General features: G+C 63.3%; 12 protein-coding genes. 6 read left to right on the top strand and 6 right to left on the bottom strand.

Translation table 11 applies throughout. The features are described 5' to 3' along the window. Positions 1 to 232: 232 nt before the first annotated feature. The 4 genes from A3OO_RS0107430 to pdeM are packed head-to-tail and all read left to right on the top strand — an operon-like array spanning position 233 to position 6,157. Complete coding sequence (locus tag A3OO_RS0107430; RefSeq protein ID WP_018407204.1) at positions 233 to 1,261, top strand: ligase-associated DNA damage response exonuclease; 1,029 nt, start codon at positions 233 to 235, stop codon at positions 1,259 to 1,261. Then, the gene (locus A3OO_RS0107435) at positions 1,258 to 2,988 is read left to right on the top strand and encodes an ATP-dependent DNA ligase (RefSeq protein ID WP_018407205.1); all 1,731 of its coding nucleotides are present in this window, start codon (positions 1,258 to 1,260) and stop codon (positions 2,986 to 2,988) included. Before A3OO_RS0107430 ends, A3OO_RS0107435 begins: the two co-directional genes overlap by 4 nt. Further along, positions 2,985 to 5,465 carry a ligase-associated DNA damage response DEXH box helicase gene (locus A3OO_RS0107440; protein ID WP_018407206.1) on the top strand — a complete coding sequence of 827 codons (2,481 nt, stop codon included), beginning with the start codon at positions 2,985 to 2,987 and terminating at the stop codon, positions 5,463 to 5,465. The genes A3OO_RS0107435 and A3OO_RS0107440 overlap by 4 nt, the downstream gene beginning before the upstream one ends. Continuing rightward, positions 5,459 to 6,157, top strand: a complete 699-nt coding sequence (pdeM, locus tag A3OO_RS0107445) for a ligase-associated DNA damage response endonuclease PdeM (RefSeq protein WP_018407207.1) — start codon at positions 5,459 to 5,461, stop codon at positions 6,155 to 6,157. The genes A3OO_RS0107440 and pdeM overlap by 7 nt, the downstream gene beginning before the upstream one ends. Here the strand turns inward: pdeM and A3OO_RS21315 are convergent. The 5 genes from A3OO_RS21315 to A3OO_RS0107470 form a co-directional block, all read right to left on the bottom strand. After that, the gene (locus A3OO_RS21315) at positions 6,154 to 7,512 is read right to left on the bottom strand and encodes a phosphoribosylglycinamide synthetase C domain-containing protein (protein ID WP_018407208.1); all 1,359 of its coding nucleotides are present in this window, start codon (positions 7,510 to 7,512) and stop codon (positions 6,154 to 6,156) included. The genes pdeM and A3OO_RS21315 overlap by 4 nt on opposite strands. Positions 7,513 to 7,520: 8 nt before the next feature. Beyond that, positions 7,521 to 8,444: an iron-containing redox enzyme family protein gene (locus A3OO_RS0107455; protein WP_018407209.1), complete on the bottom strand. Its 924-nt coding sequence runs from the start codon at positions 8,442 to 8,444 to the stop codon at positions 7,521 to 7,523. A gap of 3 nt (positions 8,445 to 8,447) precedes the next feature. After that, the gene (locus A3OO_RS0107460; RefSeq protein WP_018407210.1) at positions 8,448 to 9,455 is read right to left on the bottom strand and encodes a methyltransferase; all 1,008 of its coding nucleotides are present in this window, start codon (positions 9,453 to 9,455) and stop codon (positions 8,448 to 8,450) included. A 118-nt stretch (positions 9,456 to 9,573) separates the two neighbouring features. Continuing rightward, positions 9,574 to 10,359, bottom strand: a complete 786-nt coding sequence (gene eutC, locus A3OO_RS0107465; protein WP_018407211.1) for an ethanolamine ammonia-lyase subunit EutC — start codon at positions 10,357 to 10,359, stop codon at positions 9,574 to 9,576. Positions 10,360 to 10,361: 2 nt separating this feature from the next. After that, the gene (locus tag A3OO_RS0107470) at positions 10,362 to 11,741 is read right to left on the bottom strand and encodes an ethanolamine ammonia-lyase subunit EutB (protein WP_026222774.1); all 1,380 of its coding nucleotides are present in this window, start codon (positions 11,739 to 11,741) and stop codon (positions 10,362 to 10,364) included. 165 nt (positions 11,742 to 11,906) lie between these two features. On the opposite strand from A3OO_RS0107470, the gene A3OO_RS0107475 reads away from it, so the two are divergent. Both A3OO_RS0107475 and A3OO_RS0107480 read left to right on the top strand, forming a co-directional pair. Further along, positions 11,907 to 12,797: a choline kinase family protein gene (locus tag A3OO_RS0107475; RefSeq protein WP_018407213.1), complete on the top strand. Its 891-nt coding sequence runs from the start codon at positions 11,907 to 11,909 to the stop codon at positions 12,795 to 12,797. After that, on the top strand, positions 12,794 to 15,241 hold the full coding sequence (locus tag A3OO_RS0107480; protein WP_018407214.1) for a GcvT family protein: 2,448 nt from the start codon (positions 12,794 to 12,796) through the stop codon (positions 15,239 to 15,241). The genes A3OO_RS0107475 and A3OO_RS0107480 overlap by 4 nt, the downstream gene beginning before the upstream one ends. Before the next feature lie 9 nt (positions 15,242 to 15,250). On the opposite strand, the gene rocD is transcribed toward A3OO_RS0107480, so the two are convergent. Next, positions 15,251 to 16,546 (bottom strand): ornithine--oxo-acid transaminase, encoded by a 1,296-nt coding sequence (gene rocD / locus A3OO_RS0107485; RefSeq protein ID WP_018407215.1) that lies wholly within the window; start codon positions 16,544 to 16,546, stop codon positions 15,251 to 15,253. Between the last annotated feature and the right edge of the window lie 8 nt (positions 16,547 to 16,554).

The raw sequence follows: 16,554 nt of genomic DNA on the forward strand, positions 1-16,554 counted from the left end.
AGCTCCATTGACGCGTCAGGCGCGCATGAAAAAAGCGCATTCGCCAGCACTTCATATAGTCGAGCGCAAGCTTGAGGATCAATGGAGGATTTTGACCGCGACAGGCGCGGCGGGAGCAAGCGCCGTCGCGAACTCGGCCGTCGCCGGAAGTGAATCCGTGCGACCGAGTTCCTATTTATGCTGTCGGCGCTGTTCCAAGACGCGCCGAGGCGCTTTTCACATCTTCGGCTAGATGACCAAGGATCTGATCGTTCCCGTCGCAGAGGGCCTCTACTGCCCTCCTGGAAATTTCCACATCGACCCGTGGCGCCCGGCGGCTCTGGCGGTGATTACGCACGGCCATTCTGATCACGCGCGATGGGGCAGCGGCGCCTATCTCTGTCACGAGGATTGCGCGCCGATCCTGCGCAGACGACTCGGCGACGTTCGCATCGAGACGCTGCGTTATGGCGAGAGCCGAGACATCGGCGAGGTGCGGCTCTCGCTGCATCCCGCCGGCCATGTCATCGGCTCGGCGCAGGTGCGCATCGAGCATCGCGGCGAGGTCTGGGTCGCCTCCGGCGACTACAAGCTCGAAACGGACGGCGTCAGTGCACCTTTTGAGCCCGTCCCGTGCGACGTCTTCATCACCGAATCGACCTTCGGTCTGCCGATCTATCGCTGGCGCCCGCAAGCCGAAGTGATGGCCGACATCAATTCATGGTGGGCGGAAAATGCGCGCGCGGGACGGGCCAGCGTCATGCAGGCCTACGGGCTTGGCAAAGCGCAGCGCCTGCTCAAACATCTCGACGCGAATATCGGCCCGATCGTCTGCCATGGCGCGATCGAACCGCTCAATCAGATTCATCGCGATCTCGGCATAGCGCTGCCACCCACCTTCAACGTCGGCGCGCTCGACAAGCCGGGGCTTTCGCGCTGCTTTGCGCTGGCGCCGCCCCACGCCGTGCAAAGCGGGTGGATTAGACGCTTTGGCGATCATTCGGACGCCTTCGCCAGCGGATGGATGCGGCTGCGCGGCAATCGGCGACGCCGCGGCGTCGATCAAGGCTTCGCGCTTTCGGATCACGCCGACTGGCCGGGTCTGTTGCAGGCGATCGCCGCAACCGGCGCGGAGCGTATCCTTGTCACGCATGGAAGCGGGGAGGCGCTTTCGCGCTATCTGCGCGAAAAAGGATATGACGCGCGGCCGATGGCGACCGAATATGGCGACGAAGAGGGCGAGGCGGAGCCGAACGTCGACGCCGACACAGACGGCGCATGAAGACCTTCGCCACGCTCTACCGGCGCATCGACGCCGCCACGTCGACGCAGCATAAGAGACAGGCGCTGATCGACTATCTGCGCCTTGCGGTCGGCGATCCGGAGCAATACGCCAGCGCCGCCTGGACAGTCTATTTTCTCGCCGGCGGCAAGCCGCGCCAGATGATCTCGACCAAGCTCCTGCGCCAGCTCGCCTTGGAGGCGACGGATCTGCCCGAGTGGCTCCTCGACGAGTGCTATCACAGCGTCGGCGATCTCGCCGAGACTTTGGCGCTTTTGCTGCCGCCGCCGACCCGGGTGGAAGACGCGCCGCTCGATCTTTGGATGAACGAACGGCTACTGCCCTTGCGCGAGCGCGATGACGCTGAGCGGCTCGCGGCGCTACGCGGCTGGCTCGACGCTATGCCATCCGACGACCGCTTGCCGTTTTTCAAGCTCGTCACCGGCGAAATGCGCATCGGCGTCTCGAAGCTGCAAATGACTCAGGCGATCGCCCAGGCGACCGAGCTTGACGCCAAGCTCGTCGCGCAGCGGATGATGGGCTACACGCAGGCGAATCGCGCGCCTCAGGCGCAGGATTTCGTCGCGCTCGTTGCGCCAGCCGAAGCGGGCGAAGACGGCCGCCCTCTGCGTGGTCAGCCTTATCCGTTCTTTCTCGCGCACCCGCTTCAGGCGCCGCTTTCGGCCTTTCCAGAACTGCTCGGCCCCGTCGATGACTGGCTCGTTGAATGGAAATTCGATGGCATACGCGCGCAGTTCATTCATCGCGCCGGAGAGTGGTGGCTGTGGTCTCGCGGCGAAGAGCTTGTCAGCGACAGCTTTCCGGAGCTCGCCGCGCTCGTCGATTTTCTCCCCGACGATATTGTTCTCGATGGCGAGCTCATCGTCGTCGCGCCCCGTTCGGACGCGCGTTCCGCGGTGGACGATCTTAGCGATCTGCGTCCCTTTTCAGAATTGCAGCAGCGTCTCGGACGCAAGGTTCTCACGCCAAAAATGTTGCGCGACAGGCCAGTGGCGCTGATCGCTTATGACCTTCTCGAGAAAGACGGCCACGATCTTCGCGAAAAGCCGCAGAGGGAGCGTCGCGTGCTCCTCGAAGAGGTCGTGTCGCGCGCGCATTCCTGCGCGATGCAGGTCGGCGCCGATTTGCCCCTGCGGCTCAGCCCGGCGCTGACGCAACCCGATTGGGAGTCCTTTGCAAGACAGCGCGAGGAGGCCCGGGCGCGCGGCGCCGAAGGCATGATGCTGAAGGCGATGAACGCGCCTTATGGCGTCGGCCGCCAGAAGAGCGGCGCCAATCTGTGGTGGAAATGGAAGCTCGATCCGATGAGCGTCGACGCGGTGCTGATCTACGCCGCGCGGGGTCATGGGCGCCGTTCGGGAGTTTACAGCGACTACACATTCGGGGTGTGGAGCGGCCCGCCGGAGCAGACGGACCGCACGCTGCTGCCCTTCGCCAAGGCCTATTCCGGACTTTCCGACGAGGAGATGCGCAAGGTCGACGCGACGATCAGAAGGACGACGATCGAGAATTTCGGGCCAGTGCGCAGCGTGCGTCCGACGATGGTTTTCGAACTCGGCTTTGAGGGAATTGGCGCCAGCAACCGTCACAAAAGCGGCATCGCCGTGCGATTTCCGCGCATGTTGCGCTGGCGACAGGACAAGCCCGTGGAGGACGCCGACACGATCGAGGCGCTACGCGCGCTGTTGCCTGGCGGCGGCGCATGAGCGGACGACGCGCGAAACATTCCGCCGTGAAGAGCTTACTCGCGGAGCGCGGCTGGAAGGCGTTTCGCTTCCAGCAAGAAGTGTGGCGCGAAATGGCGGAGGGACGCAGCGGCCTGCTGCACGCGACGACTGGCGCCGGCAAAACTCTGGCCGTTGCGCTCGGCGCCTGGAAGGCCCTCGCGGATGACGCGGAAGAGCCGCCACGACTCTGTGTTCTCTGGATCACGCCGATGCGCGCCCTCGCCGCGGATACCGCCAAGGCGCTCAACGAGGCGTTCGACGGTCTCTCCGCGCATGGCCAGCGATGGACGGTCGGCGTTCGCAGCGGTGATACGCCCCCAGCCGAGCGCGCCCGGCAGGCGCGTCGTCCGCCCAGCGTGTTGATCACGACGCCGGAGAGCCTGTCGCTCATGCTCTCGCGCGCCGACGCTCGCGACTATCTCGGCGCGATCAGATGCGTTGTCGTCGACGAGTGGCACGAACTCCTCGGCAATAAGCGCGGCGTGCAGACGCAGCTTGCGCTCGCGCGGTTGAAGCGCTGGCGACCGGATCTGTTGATTTGGGGCATGTCGGCGACGCTTGGCGATCTTGAAGAAGCAAAGCGCGTCCTGCTCGGTCCAACCGATGCGCCGCGCGGTGCGATCGTCGCGGGCGGCTTGCGCAAAGATATCGTCATCGACACGCTGTTGCCGGAAGATTTCGCGCGCTTTCCCTGGGCCGGGCATCTTGGAATTAGAATGGCGCCGCAGGTGGTCGCGGAGATCGAGCAATCTCCGACGTCGCTCATTTTCACCAACACGCGCTCCCAGGCGGAAATCTGGTATCACAATCTCTTGCGCGCCCGGCCGGACTGGGCGGGACTCATCGCAGTTCATCACGGCTCGCTGGCGCGCGAGTCGCGCGACTGGGTTGAGGATGGACTTAAGCTCGGCAAGCTTAAAGCCGTCGTCTGCACGTCCAGCCTCGATCTTGGCGTGGATTTTCTTCCCGTCGAACGCATCCTGCAGGTCGGCTCGCCCAAGGGCGTCGCGCGCCTTCTGCAGCGTGCCGGCCGCAGCGGCCATGCTCCCGGGCGCACGTCGCGCATCACGCTTGTGCCGAGCCATGCACTCGAGCTTGTCGAATCGTCGGCCGTGCAGCAGGCGGTGCGGGAGGGCCGCATCGAAAGCCGCCGCACGCCGATCGCGCCGCTCGACGTGCTGGTGCAACATCTTGTCACCATCGGACTGGGCGGCGGCTTCAGGCCTGACGAATTGCTCGAGGAAATTCGTTCGACGGCGTCCTATGAATATCTTCCCGAAGAGAATTGGCGCTGGTGTCTCGACTTCGTGAGCGGCGGCGGACCGAGCCTTTCCGCCTATCCCGAATATCGCCGCTGCGGTCCTGACGCGGGCGGCGTGTGGCGCGTCGTGAGCAAGCAGATCGCTCTGCGCCATCGACTCAACATCGGGACGATCACCGCGGACGCGAGCGTTCTCGTTCAATACGGACCCGCGCCGCCGGGTCAAAAGCTCGGCGTCGTGGAGGAAAGCTTTATCGCGCGGCTCAAGCCAGGCGACAGCTTTTGGTTTGCGGGTCGGATTCTCGAATTCGTGCGCTTGCGCGACCTTGTCGCCTATGTGCGGCCGGCGAAGGCGCGAAGCGGCGCGGTTCCGCGCTGGGACGGCGGGCGAATGCCGCTTTCGACGACTCTGGCCGACGCCATGGTCGAGCAATTGCAGCGCGCGGCCGAGGGGCGTTATGACACGCCGGAGCTGCGGGCGGCTGAGAAAATGCTGAGATTGCAAGCGCGCTGGTCGCACCTGCCGACGCCGACGACGCTGCTTGCCGAAACATTGAAAAGCCGCGACGGCTGGCATTTGTTCCTCTATCCCTTTGCGGGCCGGAATGCGCATATCGGCATGGCGAGCCTCATCGCCTGGCGGGCGGCGCAGGAGACTGCGAGCACGTTCTCGATCGCCGTGAATGATTACGGCTTCGAGCTTTTGAGCGCCGACCCGCGCGACTGGGACGCCATGCTGCCGGAACTGATTGCGCCGCGCGCCATTGATGACCTGACGCATGAAACGCTCGCGAGCCTGAACGCTGCGGAGCTGGCGCGCCGACGTTTTCGTGACATTGCGCAGATCGCCGGTCTCGTCGTGACGACCTATCCCGGACAACATAAGAGCATGCGCCAGTTGCAGGCCTCTTCGAGCCTGTTCTACGACGTCTTTCGCAAATTCGATCCGGAAAACGGGTTGTTGCGCCAGGCTGAGCGCGAGGTCCTGGAAGACGCGCTCGACATCGCGCGTCTTGCCGAAAGCTTCGAGCGGCTGCAAAATAGAGAGATTGTCCATGTCGCGCTGCAGCGCTGCTCGCCGCTCGCCTTTCCGCTGATGGTCGAGAGAATGCGCGAGCGCCTCAGCAATGAGACGCTCGCGGCGCGCATCGAGCGCATGATTTCGCAGCTGGAGCGCGCCGCGGACAAATGTTAGAGCCTGAAAAGACGTTGCAGAGAGAAGGTGCCGGCCTCGTCTCCTCTCACGAGCATCGCGGCCTGGTTTTGCTGCCGCAGCGCGCCGTGTGGCGCGTTGAGACTCGCACGCTGTTTGTCGCCGACGCGCATCTTGGCAAGGCGGCGACATTTCGTACGCTCGGACAACCGGCGCCGAAGGGAACGACGCGCGACAATCTCGACCGGCTCGACGCGCTCATAGATCGATTCAATCCCACCCGGCTCGTTTTCTTGGGCGATTTGTTTCACGCGCGGCAGGCGCATGCGCCGAGGGTGGCGGCCTCCTTTCTCGACTGGCGCAGGCGTCACGCCGCGTTGCGCCTCACGCTCGTGCGCGGCAATCATGATCGGCGCGCAGGCGATCCGTCGGAACAGTTGGGGATCGAGCTTGTCGACGAGCCCTACGACGCAGAAGGGATTGTCCTACGTCACCACCCGCTTGCGTCCGACGAATGCGAAGGGCAGGGGGCGACCATTCTTGCGGGGCATCTTCACCCATGTGTCCGGCTGAGGGGGGCGGCGCGCGACAGCGTTCGTCTTCCCTGCTTTGTGCTGCAAGAGCGACAGGTCGTGCTGCCCGCCTTCGGCGCGTTCACGGGCGGCGCGCTGGTGCGTGGGCGCGATATTCGAACCTGTGCGATCGTCGATGAACGATGGCTCGTTGCCGGCTAGCTGCGCGTTGCATGAAGCGTGGTGACAGGTGGCGAGGGCGGATGACCGTGCAATTTGATTTCGTCTCCCAGCAGGCCAAGCGCTTTCACTTTGGCGTAATGCGCCGCGATCAATTGTTCTCCGATGTCGCGCCGGTAACGCATGTTGGGGATATGCACGCGCTCAATCAGCCGATAAGTGTCGCGGCGCGCGCTCTGGATCGTTCGCCCGCAGCCCGTCGCCACCATCGTCCAGCCATAGGCGCCCTCGGTGACCAGCTGGCCGTTGTCGAGAGCCACTTCGCAATAGTGCAGATGTTCCTGGTCCCTGCGGGACAATGCGCCGTCAAAGAGGATCGGCATGCCGATTGGCTCTTCCGCCTGTCGTCGCGAATAGGGGAAAGGCGGGACCGTTAGGACAACGCCGACCGAGAACCCCTCATCGACGTCCAGATGATCCCTGTCGCGGCGGACCATCGCCTCAAACAATTCCGCCCAGGACGTTCGCTGTAACGGCGACAGAATGGCGAAGCCCGGATAGCCGAACCTGCAGGTGAATTCGAGCGGCCAAATGCCCTGCTCATTGACGATGGTGTTGAGGTTCACATAGCCGCAATGGCCGTGTCGCCTGAGCAAAGGCTCGATCCTCGCCAAAGTTTTCTCAAAGAAGAGGGTCGAGTTCTCGAATGTAGCGACGGTGCCCATTTCTCCTGTCAGCTCGCCAAGGTCGCCCGGGAAGAAGCGCTTGTGCTCCCAGTCGAGACAGGCAGGCCGCAAAAACTTCTCGCCGTCGAAATAAGCGCCGACGCCCATCTCGACGCCATCTATGAAATCCATCAGGACGAAGCCGGCTTCGTCCGCCGGAGTGTCCGGCAGATTTTGCAGCAGCGCGGAAATGTCGCGTCCGTCGGCGAGACCGCCGGCGAAGTTGCGATGCGCCAAATCGGGCGAGTTGAATTTTAGGACATAGCGTCCGGGGCGCTCGCGAAGGAAGCTTAAGCCCTCCTGCCTTTTCGAAAAATGGCGGGTATCCGCGGTTGAGAGGCCGAGTTCAGCAAGAAGGCTCTGCGCATAGGCGCGGTCGATTTCGAGCCGGTCGCCGAAGGCGCTCCCGCCGATGACATTGAATCCATCCTTTCGCAACTCGTCCTGCAAGCCGCCGCACGAGACGTTTTCGAATAGGATGATTCCCTCGCTGCCGGCGCTTTTCACCCAATGCAGTTGCGAACGCCAGTCATCCGTCTTGGGGATCATCCCGTTCAGAATGTTCTGACAAAGCGGCGCGTCGATGAAGACTTTGACCTCATGTCCTTGCGCGGAAAGTCGAAGATAGAGCGCGGCGAGGTCGCAGTAGTTCCCAATCCCCAGAACCCGCATGGACGCTCCTAGGCCGCTTCTCGCGGCGGCTCCATTCGCAGCCGGAAGTGACGTCGGTAGCGCTCGAAGCATCGCGCGCCGTGCCAGAGCCGAAGAACCGCGCCCTCACCGATCGCCTGCGCGCGTCGCGGATCTTCCTCAACGAGAGGGCGCAGAACTTCGCGATTCCACGCCTCGGAGTGTTTGACGTCGAGAATCGCGTGCAGCGAAAAATACTGGCGCTGTTTGCCGGGAACTTTGAGCCGCCGCAGCCCGCATTCGACATGGATCGCGCGTCCCGGCGCCGTCATCTCGATGGCGCCAAGCGCGCCGATCGAATGGAAGGCGTAGCGACGATTGCTGGCGAGCGCCACCATCGTATTGCCGAGCGCGAGCGACTCGGGGCAGACGCGCTCCGGCCGCGCGTCGATGCCGAAAAAGGCGGCGAGCCGCGTCAGCATCGGTCCGTGCATGCCCTGCGCATTGCCCCGGCCCATTTCGTCCCAGTAATTTCGCGCCATTTCGAGCTTGGGCGTCTGCGGCATCTTGATCTGGGTGAGCGCGACGAGATCGTCGAACCCTGCTTCGCCGGACACTTCCTGCTCAAGAAACCATTTCATGTCCTCGAAGCTCGCCCGTCGCTCGAGCCAGGGGAACAGCGGATCTTTCTGGCCTGGCCCCTTCTCGGCAAGGCGCTCATACCAGGCCAGGAAGGCGTCGGCGTCGCTTGGAATATCGGCGACAAAGGGCGCGATCGCCGCGCGAGCGCTCTCCACATAGGCGATTTCAGCCTCCGCGAGCGCGGCGCGCTCTTGCACGTCTTCACGCCAGTCGCCGGACGGAGTCAGAGGCTCTAGCCGAACGCCATTGCGTCGGCAAAGCTCTCTCTGGAAGCGCTCAAAGGCCGCGCCGTCTAGCGCCGGAGCCAGGTCGATCCAATCGGGATCACGCATATGTCAGCCTTCTTTCTTGATGTTGAGGAAGACTGCGGCGATGCGGTCAACATTGTCGTAGGCAGAGCGCTTCAGCTCTTCGCCGAAGACGTCGGGGTCGACCTCGTCGTAATCGAAGGTTACCGGCGAGGCGTCCAGGATTGGCGTCACGGCTGCAAAAAACTGATCGACGCCGCCAACGATCGGCGAGCCGGTATAGAGCAGCAGTCTTCCGCTTTCCGTCAGACGCGGGATGCCCTCCCGTACAATGTCGACGGATAGGGCTATGCCGAACTCGCCGCCCCCATGGCGATAGAGACGTTGGTAGTCATCGACGAGATAGGGCGGATTGGCGATGATATAGTCGAACAGGCCGCCAGCGTTCTGGAAGAGATCGCTGTGAATCGCCTGTGTGCGTTTTAATCCGTTCAACGCAGCGTTGACTCGCGCATATCGCACCGCTTGGGGATTGATGTCGGCGAGCAGCAGCCCGACGCCGGGTCTCATCAGGCTCGCCGCGAAAATCCCGCCCGCGCCGCTGCCGCACCCGATGTCGACGAAACGGCCGGGCGCCGAGGCTGAGAGAGGCTGCGAATTGAGGACAGATTCGACGCAGCGCGCGAAACGGTACGTGTCAGGTCCGAAAAAAACTGAATCGGCGGCGTCCGTGGGAAAGGCCGAGTGCGCAAAGAGCTGGTTCTTAAGAGTCGAGAAGCGGACCTTGCTGCGCAAGAGTCCGTTGCAATGCGCCAGCGCCTTAGCCTCCGCGAGTGCGCGCAGCACCGGCGCCGGCAGATCGCTCGCAGAAAATGGCAGACTCCATCCGAATGCGCGCGCCAAATTCGATCCATCCACCGCCGGACGTTGCACGACGCGGTTATGCGTCAGCGGCGTCGTCGTCGTGAAGCGGTAGTTCTGGTCCCGAAGGAACGCGCCCAGCCGTAGCAGCGCCTCGTCCGCGACGCTCAGACCTTGGTGAGTAGCCGTCGACGGCCCGGTAGCCGTCTCGTCAGAGCAGAGATCCAGTTGCATCCATCGCCCCAAGCGCCAAGAGAGGTCTCAACTCACGGCGATGACGATAGTTCCGATACGTTTGTGCTTGCGCCAAAGTTGGATCGTAAAGCCTGCGGCAAGCGGCGAGAGCGGATAGCTAACTCTTGGCGTCGATCGCGCGCAGTTCTCCCGATGGAAGCGTATCGGCTTCGTCTTTGAGATCGACGCCGGTCAGCTGGCGTCGACGCGCTTCGTTGCAAAGATAAAGCAGCTTGTGCGCGGCGTCGGCGTAGGAAAGACCTTGCGGGCGGATATTCGAGAGGCAGTTGCGCTCGGCGTCGGTGCGGCCGACGCGCGGCGCAAATGTGAGATAGACGCCCATGCTGTCCGGCGAGGAGAGTCCGGGTCGTTCGCCGATGAAAACCGCCACAAGCCTTGCCCCAAGCGTTTCGCCGATATCGTCGCCGAGCGCCACGCGCCCCTGTTCGGCGAGAACGATCGGCGCGATTTTCCACGATGTTTGGCCGAGAGATTGCAGCGCTCTTTCGAGCACCGGAAGTGCGTGCCGGGCGATCGCGCGGGCGGAAAGTCCTTCGGCGATGACGAACACAAGATCGTAGTCGCCTGCCAAGGGCTTGAGATGCTCGCGGGAATCGTCGTCCAGTTTTCGACCAAGGTCGGGACGCAGCAGAAAGCTTCGCCGATCGCGGGCGGCGCTCTTCACGCGGACGGCCGTCAGCCCGCGCGAGGTCAGCGCGTTGAAGAGCCGGTCGGCGTCGAGCCGCTCTTCCACCGCATCCCGCGCTTCGGCATGCGCCAGCTGGAAATCGAGAGTAGCGCGCGTCGTCAGCGCCGGCCCGGCGCGTGGCAGGAAAATTCTTGCCGGCGTCGCCGAACGCAGCATCGAAATCTTGTCGAGAGGCGTCGGGCGATCATCGGCCATCCTCAGGCTCTTTCGAGAAGCGGCGCAAAGGATGCAGGCAGCGCCAGCGGCTGCAATTCGCCACGCGCGTCCGTCAAACCGACGTCAGCGAGCCATTGCGCAAATTCGGGAGCGGGCGCCAGGTTCAGCATGCGCCGAACGGCAACCACGTCATGATAGGAGGTGCTCTGGTAATTCAGCATGATGTCGTCCGCGCCGGGGACGCCCATGACGTAATTAACGCCGGCGACGGCGAGCAGCGTCAGCAGATCATCCATATCATTCTGGTCGGCTTCGGCGTGGTTCGTGTAACACACGTCGCAGCCCATCGGCAGTCCAAGCAGCTTGCCGCAGAAGTGGTCTTCGAGCGCCGCCCGCGTAATCTGCTTGCCGTCGAACAGATATTCAGGGCCGATGAACCCGACGACGGTGTTGACCAGCAGAGGATCGAACATCCGCGCCACGCCATAGGCGCGGGCTTCCAGCGTCTGTTGATCGCAATTCCAGTGGGCACTGGCCGAAAGCGCGCTGCCCTGGCCAGTCTCAAAATACATGACATTGTCGCCGATCGTTCCGCGTCTGAGCGCAAGCGCCGCCTCGCGCGACTCGCGCAACACCGCGAGGTCGATCCCAAAGCTGGTATTGGCGGCCTGCGTGCCGCCGATCGATTGAAACACCAAATCGACGGGCGCACGTCGCTCCATCAGCTGCAGCGTCGTCGTGACATGGGCGAGCACGCAGGATTGCGTCGGGATGCTGAGCGTCTCGCGCAGCTCATCGAGAAGGCTCAGGAGTTCGTAGCACTGCTCCGGACTGTCGGACGCGGGATTGACGCCGATGACTGCGTCGCCATTGCCGAGCAGAAGCCCGTCGATGGCGCTTGCGAGGACGCCGCGCGCATCATCGGTCGGATGGTTGGGCTGAATGCGCGATGACAGTCGTCCGCGCAGGCCGAGCGTATTGCGAAATTTCGTGACGACGCGCCGCTTGGCGGCGATCAGGATCAGGTCCTGGTTGCGGCAGATCTTCGAGACCGCCGCGGCCATTTCCGGCGTCAGGCCGAAGGTCAAGGCGGCGAGCTTGTCCTCATCGACGGCGTCGGAGAGAAGCCAGTCGCGAAATTCTCCGACGGTCAGCGAGGCGATCGGCGCAAAGGCGTTTCGGTCGTGGCCGTCGAGGATCAGTCGCGTGACCTCGTCCTCTTCGTAGGGGACAAGCGCTTCGTTCAAGAACACGCTCAAGGGCAGATCGGCGAGGGTCATCTGCGCAGCGACGCGCTCCGCGGCGCTCGTCGCCGCAATGCCGGCGAGGCAATCCCCGGAACGCAAGGGGGTCGCCTTCGCCATCAGCGTTTTAAGGTCTGGAAACCTGTAGCTCGTTCCACGTATCGTCGTTGCATACATGGGGCCAGACCTCGAAAGACCTTCTCACAGGCTATGGCGCCCCAGCGGACATGTCACTGTCCGCGCGTAAGGTTTTCCCCAAGGCCCTTCGTAGCCCATGGCCTTTGCGCGCCAGCCGCATATATTAGCTCAGTCAGAGTTTGTTACATTGCCCCGCCGGAGCCGATGTCAGCCCATACCGCAGATCCAGAAGCCCTGATACGCGCGCTTCCGCTCTGGCGCGGCCAGATCGAGATCGCGCCGTTGCTCGGCGGCATCACCAACAAAAATTATATCGTCAAGGATGGCGATCGATCCGTCGTCGTTCGCCTTGGCGGTGACATTCCGGTTCATGGCGTCATGCGCTTTAACGAATTGGCGGCGAGCAGGGCCGCGGGCGCCGCCGGCATATCGCCGAAAGTTCTGCATGCCGCGCCGATGGCGATGGCGCTCGAATTTATCTCGGGCCGCACCTATGAGCCGGAAGACATGCGGGCGAACCGCAGACGCTGCGTCGATCTCATCAAGCGCGTTCATCGTGAGGTTGCGCCGCATTTGCGCGGGCCGACCCTGGCGTTCAACGTCTTCCATATCATTCGCGACTACGCCCATACGCTGATCGAGGACAAAAGCCGGATGTCGGCGAATTTGCCGCGCTTGCTCGCGGCGAGCGAGAATTTGGAAAAAGCGATGGGCCCGATCGACCTCGTCTTCGGTCATAATGATCTCCTTGCCGCCAATTTCATCGACGACGGGCGTCGGCTTTGGCTGGTCGACTGGGACTATGCCGGATGGAATACGCCGCTGTTCGATCTTGGCGGACTCTCCTCGAACAATGGTTATTACGCCGCGGACGACGACGCGATGCTCGAGGACTATTTCGAAGCGGCGCCATCCGATGCGTTGCGGCGCCACTTCAAAGCGATGCTTTGCGCCTCGCTGTTGCGCGAAGCGTTGTGGAGCCTTGTCTCAGAGAGTCGGTCGTCGATTGATTTCGATTACGTCGCTTACTCAGAACAAAATCTGACGCGCTTCGATGACGCCTGGGCGGCGTTCCAGCAGATGGAAAGAGCATGACGGATCTCCCGCGAAGCGCCCAGATCGTCATCATCGGCGGCGGCATCGTTGGCTGCTCCGTCGCTTACCACCTCGCCAAGCGTGGCGTGGAGACGCTGCTGCTTGAACGACATCAACTGTCCTCTGGTTCGACCTGGCATGCGGCGGGACTGATCGGTCAATTGCGGACCAACGCCAATATCACCAAGCTCCTCGGCTATTCGGTGGAGCTCTACGATCGGCTCGAAGCAGAGACGGGCTATGCGACCGGCTGGCGGCGCAATGGCGGTCTTCGTCTCGCCTGCAACGCCGACCGATGGATCGAAGTCAAGCGGCAGGCGACGTCCGCGCGGAGCTTCGGTCTGGAGATGCAGCTGCTGAGCGCCAAGGAGGCGCAGGCGCTCTGGCCGCTGATGAATGTCGATGACGTCATCGGCGCGGCCTTCCTGCCGACCGACGGACAAGCGAACCCTTCGGACATCACTCAGGCGCTGGCGAAGGGCGCGCGGCTTGCGGGCGCCAAGCTTGTCGAGGGCGTCGTCGTCACGGATTTCATCATCGAGAACGATCGCGTGCGCGGCGTCGTCACGAATCGCGGCGCCGTCGCCTGCGAGAAGCTCGTGCTCTGCGCCGGCCTCTGGACCCAGCGCCTCGCGGCGCGCGCCGGCGTCGCCGTTCCGCTCTCGGCGGTGCATCACCAATATCTCGTGACCGAAAAGATCCACGGCGTGACGAGCGATCTGCCGACGCTGCGCGATCCGGATCGGCTCACCTATTACAAGGAGGAGGTCGGCGGTCTCGTCATGGGCGGCTATGAGCCCAACCCCGTGCCTTGGTCATCCGGCGCCGTGCCGGAGGATTTCGCCTTTCGGCTTCTCGAAGACGATTGGGATCATTTCGAGCCGATCATGAATCTGGCGCTTGGCCGCGTGCCGGCGCTCGCCGAGGCCGGCGTCAAGCAGATGATCAACGGCCTCGAAAGCTTCACGCCCGACGGCAATTGGATGATCGGCGAAGCGCCGGAGGTGCGCAATTTCTTCGTCGGCGCGGGTTTTAACGCCTTCGGCATCGCGTCGGCGGGCGGCGCCGGCATGGCGCTGGCGGAATGGGCGGCGGACGGCGAACAGCCGTTCGATCTCTGGCCGGTCGACATCCGCCGCTTCGGCGCGCCGCACAGGGACCCGAATTGGGTGCGGGTGCGAACGCTCGAAGCCTATGCGCGCCACTACAGCATCGCCTGGCCCTTCGAAGAATTTACGTCGGGTCGGCCGCTGCGGCGCTCGCCGCTCTATGACCGCCTCAAAGCGAAAGGCGCGTGCTTCGGCGAAAAGATGGGCTTTGAACGGCCCAATTGGTTCGCGGATGTGACGGCGGGCGAAGAGCCGAAGGATCGCTATTCCTTCGGCAGGTCGGGCTGGTTCGATGCGGTCGGACGAGAGCATCGCGCATGCCGGGAGGCGGCGGCGCTTTTCGATCAGACAAGCTTCGCCAAGGCGCTCATTGTCGGCAAAGACGCCGAAGCGGCGCTGTCCTGGATCGCCGCCAACAATGTGGCCAAGCCGCCGGGCGCCGTCACCTATACGCAGTTGTTGAACCACAAGGGCGGCATCGAATGCGATCTGACGATCACGCGATTGGCGAAGGACCGCTTCTATGTCGTGACGGGGACCGCCTTCGGAACGCACGACTTCGACTGGATCAGGCGATCGATTCCCGAAGGCATGGACGCGCGAGTGATCGACGTCACCTCGGCGAATTCCGTGCTGGCGCTGATGGGTCCGCGCGCGCGAGAGATTCTGCAATCGTGCTGCGACGATGATCTTTCGAATGCGGCGTTCCCTTTTATGAGCGCCCGTGAAAATCGCTTGGCCGGCGCGCCGGTGCTGGCGATCCGCGTCACTTATGTGGGCGAACTCGGCTGGGAGCTTCATGTTCCCGTCGACTTCGCCGTCTCTGTCTATGACGCGCTACTCGAGGAGGGCGCGCCGGTTGGCCTTGTCGACGCGGGCTATCGAGCGATCGAGTCTCTGCGTTTGGAGAAGGGCTACCGCGCGTGGGGCTCGGATATCGGTCCGGATCACACGCCGCCGATCGCGGGTCTCGGCTGGGCCGTCAAGATGAAGTCCGGCGCGCCTTTTCAGGGAAGAGACGCGCTCGTTCAAGCTGCGGGCTTGCCCTTGCCGCGACTTCTCGCCGGCTTCGTCGTCGACGATCCTGAGATCGTGCTGCTCGGGCGCGAAACGATCTATCGTAACGGCGTCCGCGTCGGATGGCTGTCAAGCGGCGGCTACGGCTATTCGATCGGCAAGGCGATCGGCTATGGCTATGTCCGCAACTCCGACGGAGTCGATCCGACTTTTGTGCTCTCTGGCGAATATCAACTTGAAATCGCCGGCGAGCGCCGGCCGGCGACCGTTTCTCTTTCGCCGTTCTACGATCCGAAAGGCGAACGCATTCGGGCATAGCCGCTGCGGCTATGCTTCAAGTGAATGGCCGACGTCGGCGGCGCCACGGAGATTGCGCGGCGCGTGAAATTTCGAGATCGTTTCCTCGACGGCGTCGAGCGCGAGATCGAGATCCTCTTGAGAAATGACGAAGGGCGGCGCCAAGCGCACGACCGTGTGATGCGTCGCGGTCGTCAGCACGCCTTTCGCGAGCAGGCTTTCGCAGATTTCTCGCGCGCTCGCATAACCCGGGTCTATGTCGACGCCGGCCCACAGGCCGCGCCCGCGAACTTCGCTGATCGCCGGAGCGCGCATCGCGTGCAGCCGTTGCAGCATTCTCGCGCCAAGCGCTTGGCTGCGTTCGACCAACCGTTCGTCGCGAATGACATGCAGCGCCTCCAAACCGACGGCGGCGGCGAGAGCGTTGCCGCCGAAGGTCGATCCGTGCGAGCCCGGCGTGAAAACATCCATCACTTCGCGTTTCGCCACGAAGGCGGAAACGGGCAGAACGCCGCCGCCGAGCGCCTTTCCCAGCATCACGCCGTCGGGAAGAACATTCTCATGCTCAAAGGCGAACCAGGCGCCGCTGCGCCCCAAACCTGATTGGATTTCGTCCAGCAGCAACAAAACGCCGCGTTCGTCGCACAGTCGGCGTAGACCCGCGAGCCAGCCGTCCGGCGGCACGATCACCCCCGCCTCTCCCTGGATCGGCTCGACGAGAATGGCGGCGGTCTGCGGAGTGATGGCGGCTTCGAAGGCCGCGAGATCGCCAAACGGGGCGGCGCGAAAGCCCGGCATGAAGGGGCCAAACCCGTCCCGATACTCGCGCTCCGAGGAGAAGCTGATGATCGCGGTGGTGCGACCATGGAAATTGCCTGCGGCGACGATAATCTCTGGGTCGGCGACGCCCTTTACGCGATTGGCCCAGCGGCGCGCCGCTTTGATCGCCGTCTCAACTGCCTCCGCGCCGGTATTCATCGGCAGAGCGACGTCGAGTCCTGTCAGTTTGCAGAGCGCTTCGAGAAACGGCGCGAGCCGATCATTGTAAAAGGCGCGAGAGGGGACAGCGAGCCGCTGCGCCTGCTCCGCGAGCTTTGCAAGAATTCGAGGATGCGCGTGACCGAGGCTCACAGCCGAATAGGCGCTCATCATGTCGATGTAGCGCCGGCCTTCCACATCCCACAGGTATGCGCCCTCGCCCCGCGTGAGCATGACGGGCAAGGGATCGTAGTTTCTGGCGACGTGCGGGTTACTGAACTCCGTATTGTCCATATCCGAGAGCTTTTGGCGCGCATTCGCATTGGATAAATGCGTGCGAATGATCATCTACTGAC

This window comes from Methylocystis rosea SV97 (genome assembly GCF_000372845.1).
Classification (GTDB): Bacteria; Pseudomonadota; Alphaproteobacteria; order Rhizobiales; family Beijerinckiaceae; genus Methylocystis; species Methylocystis rosea.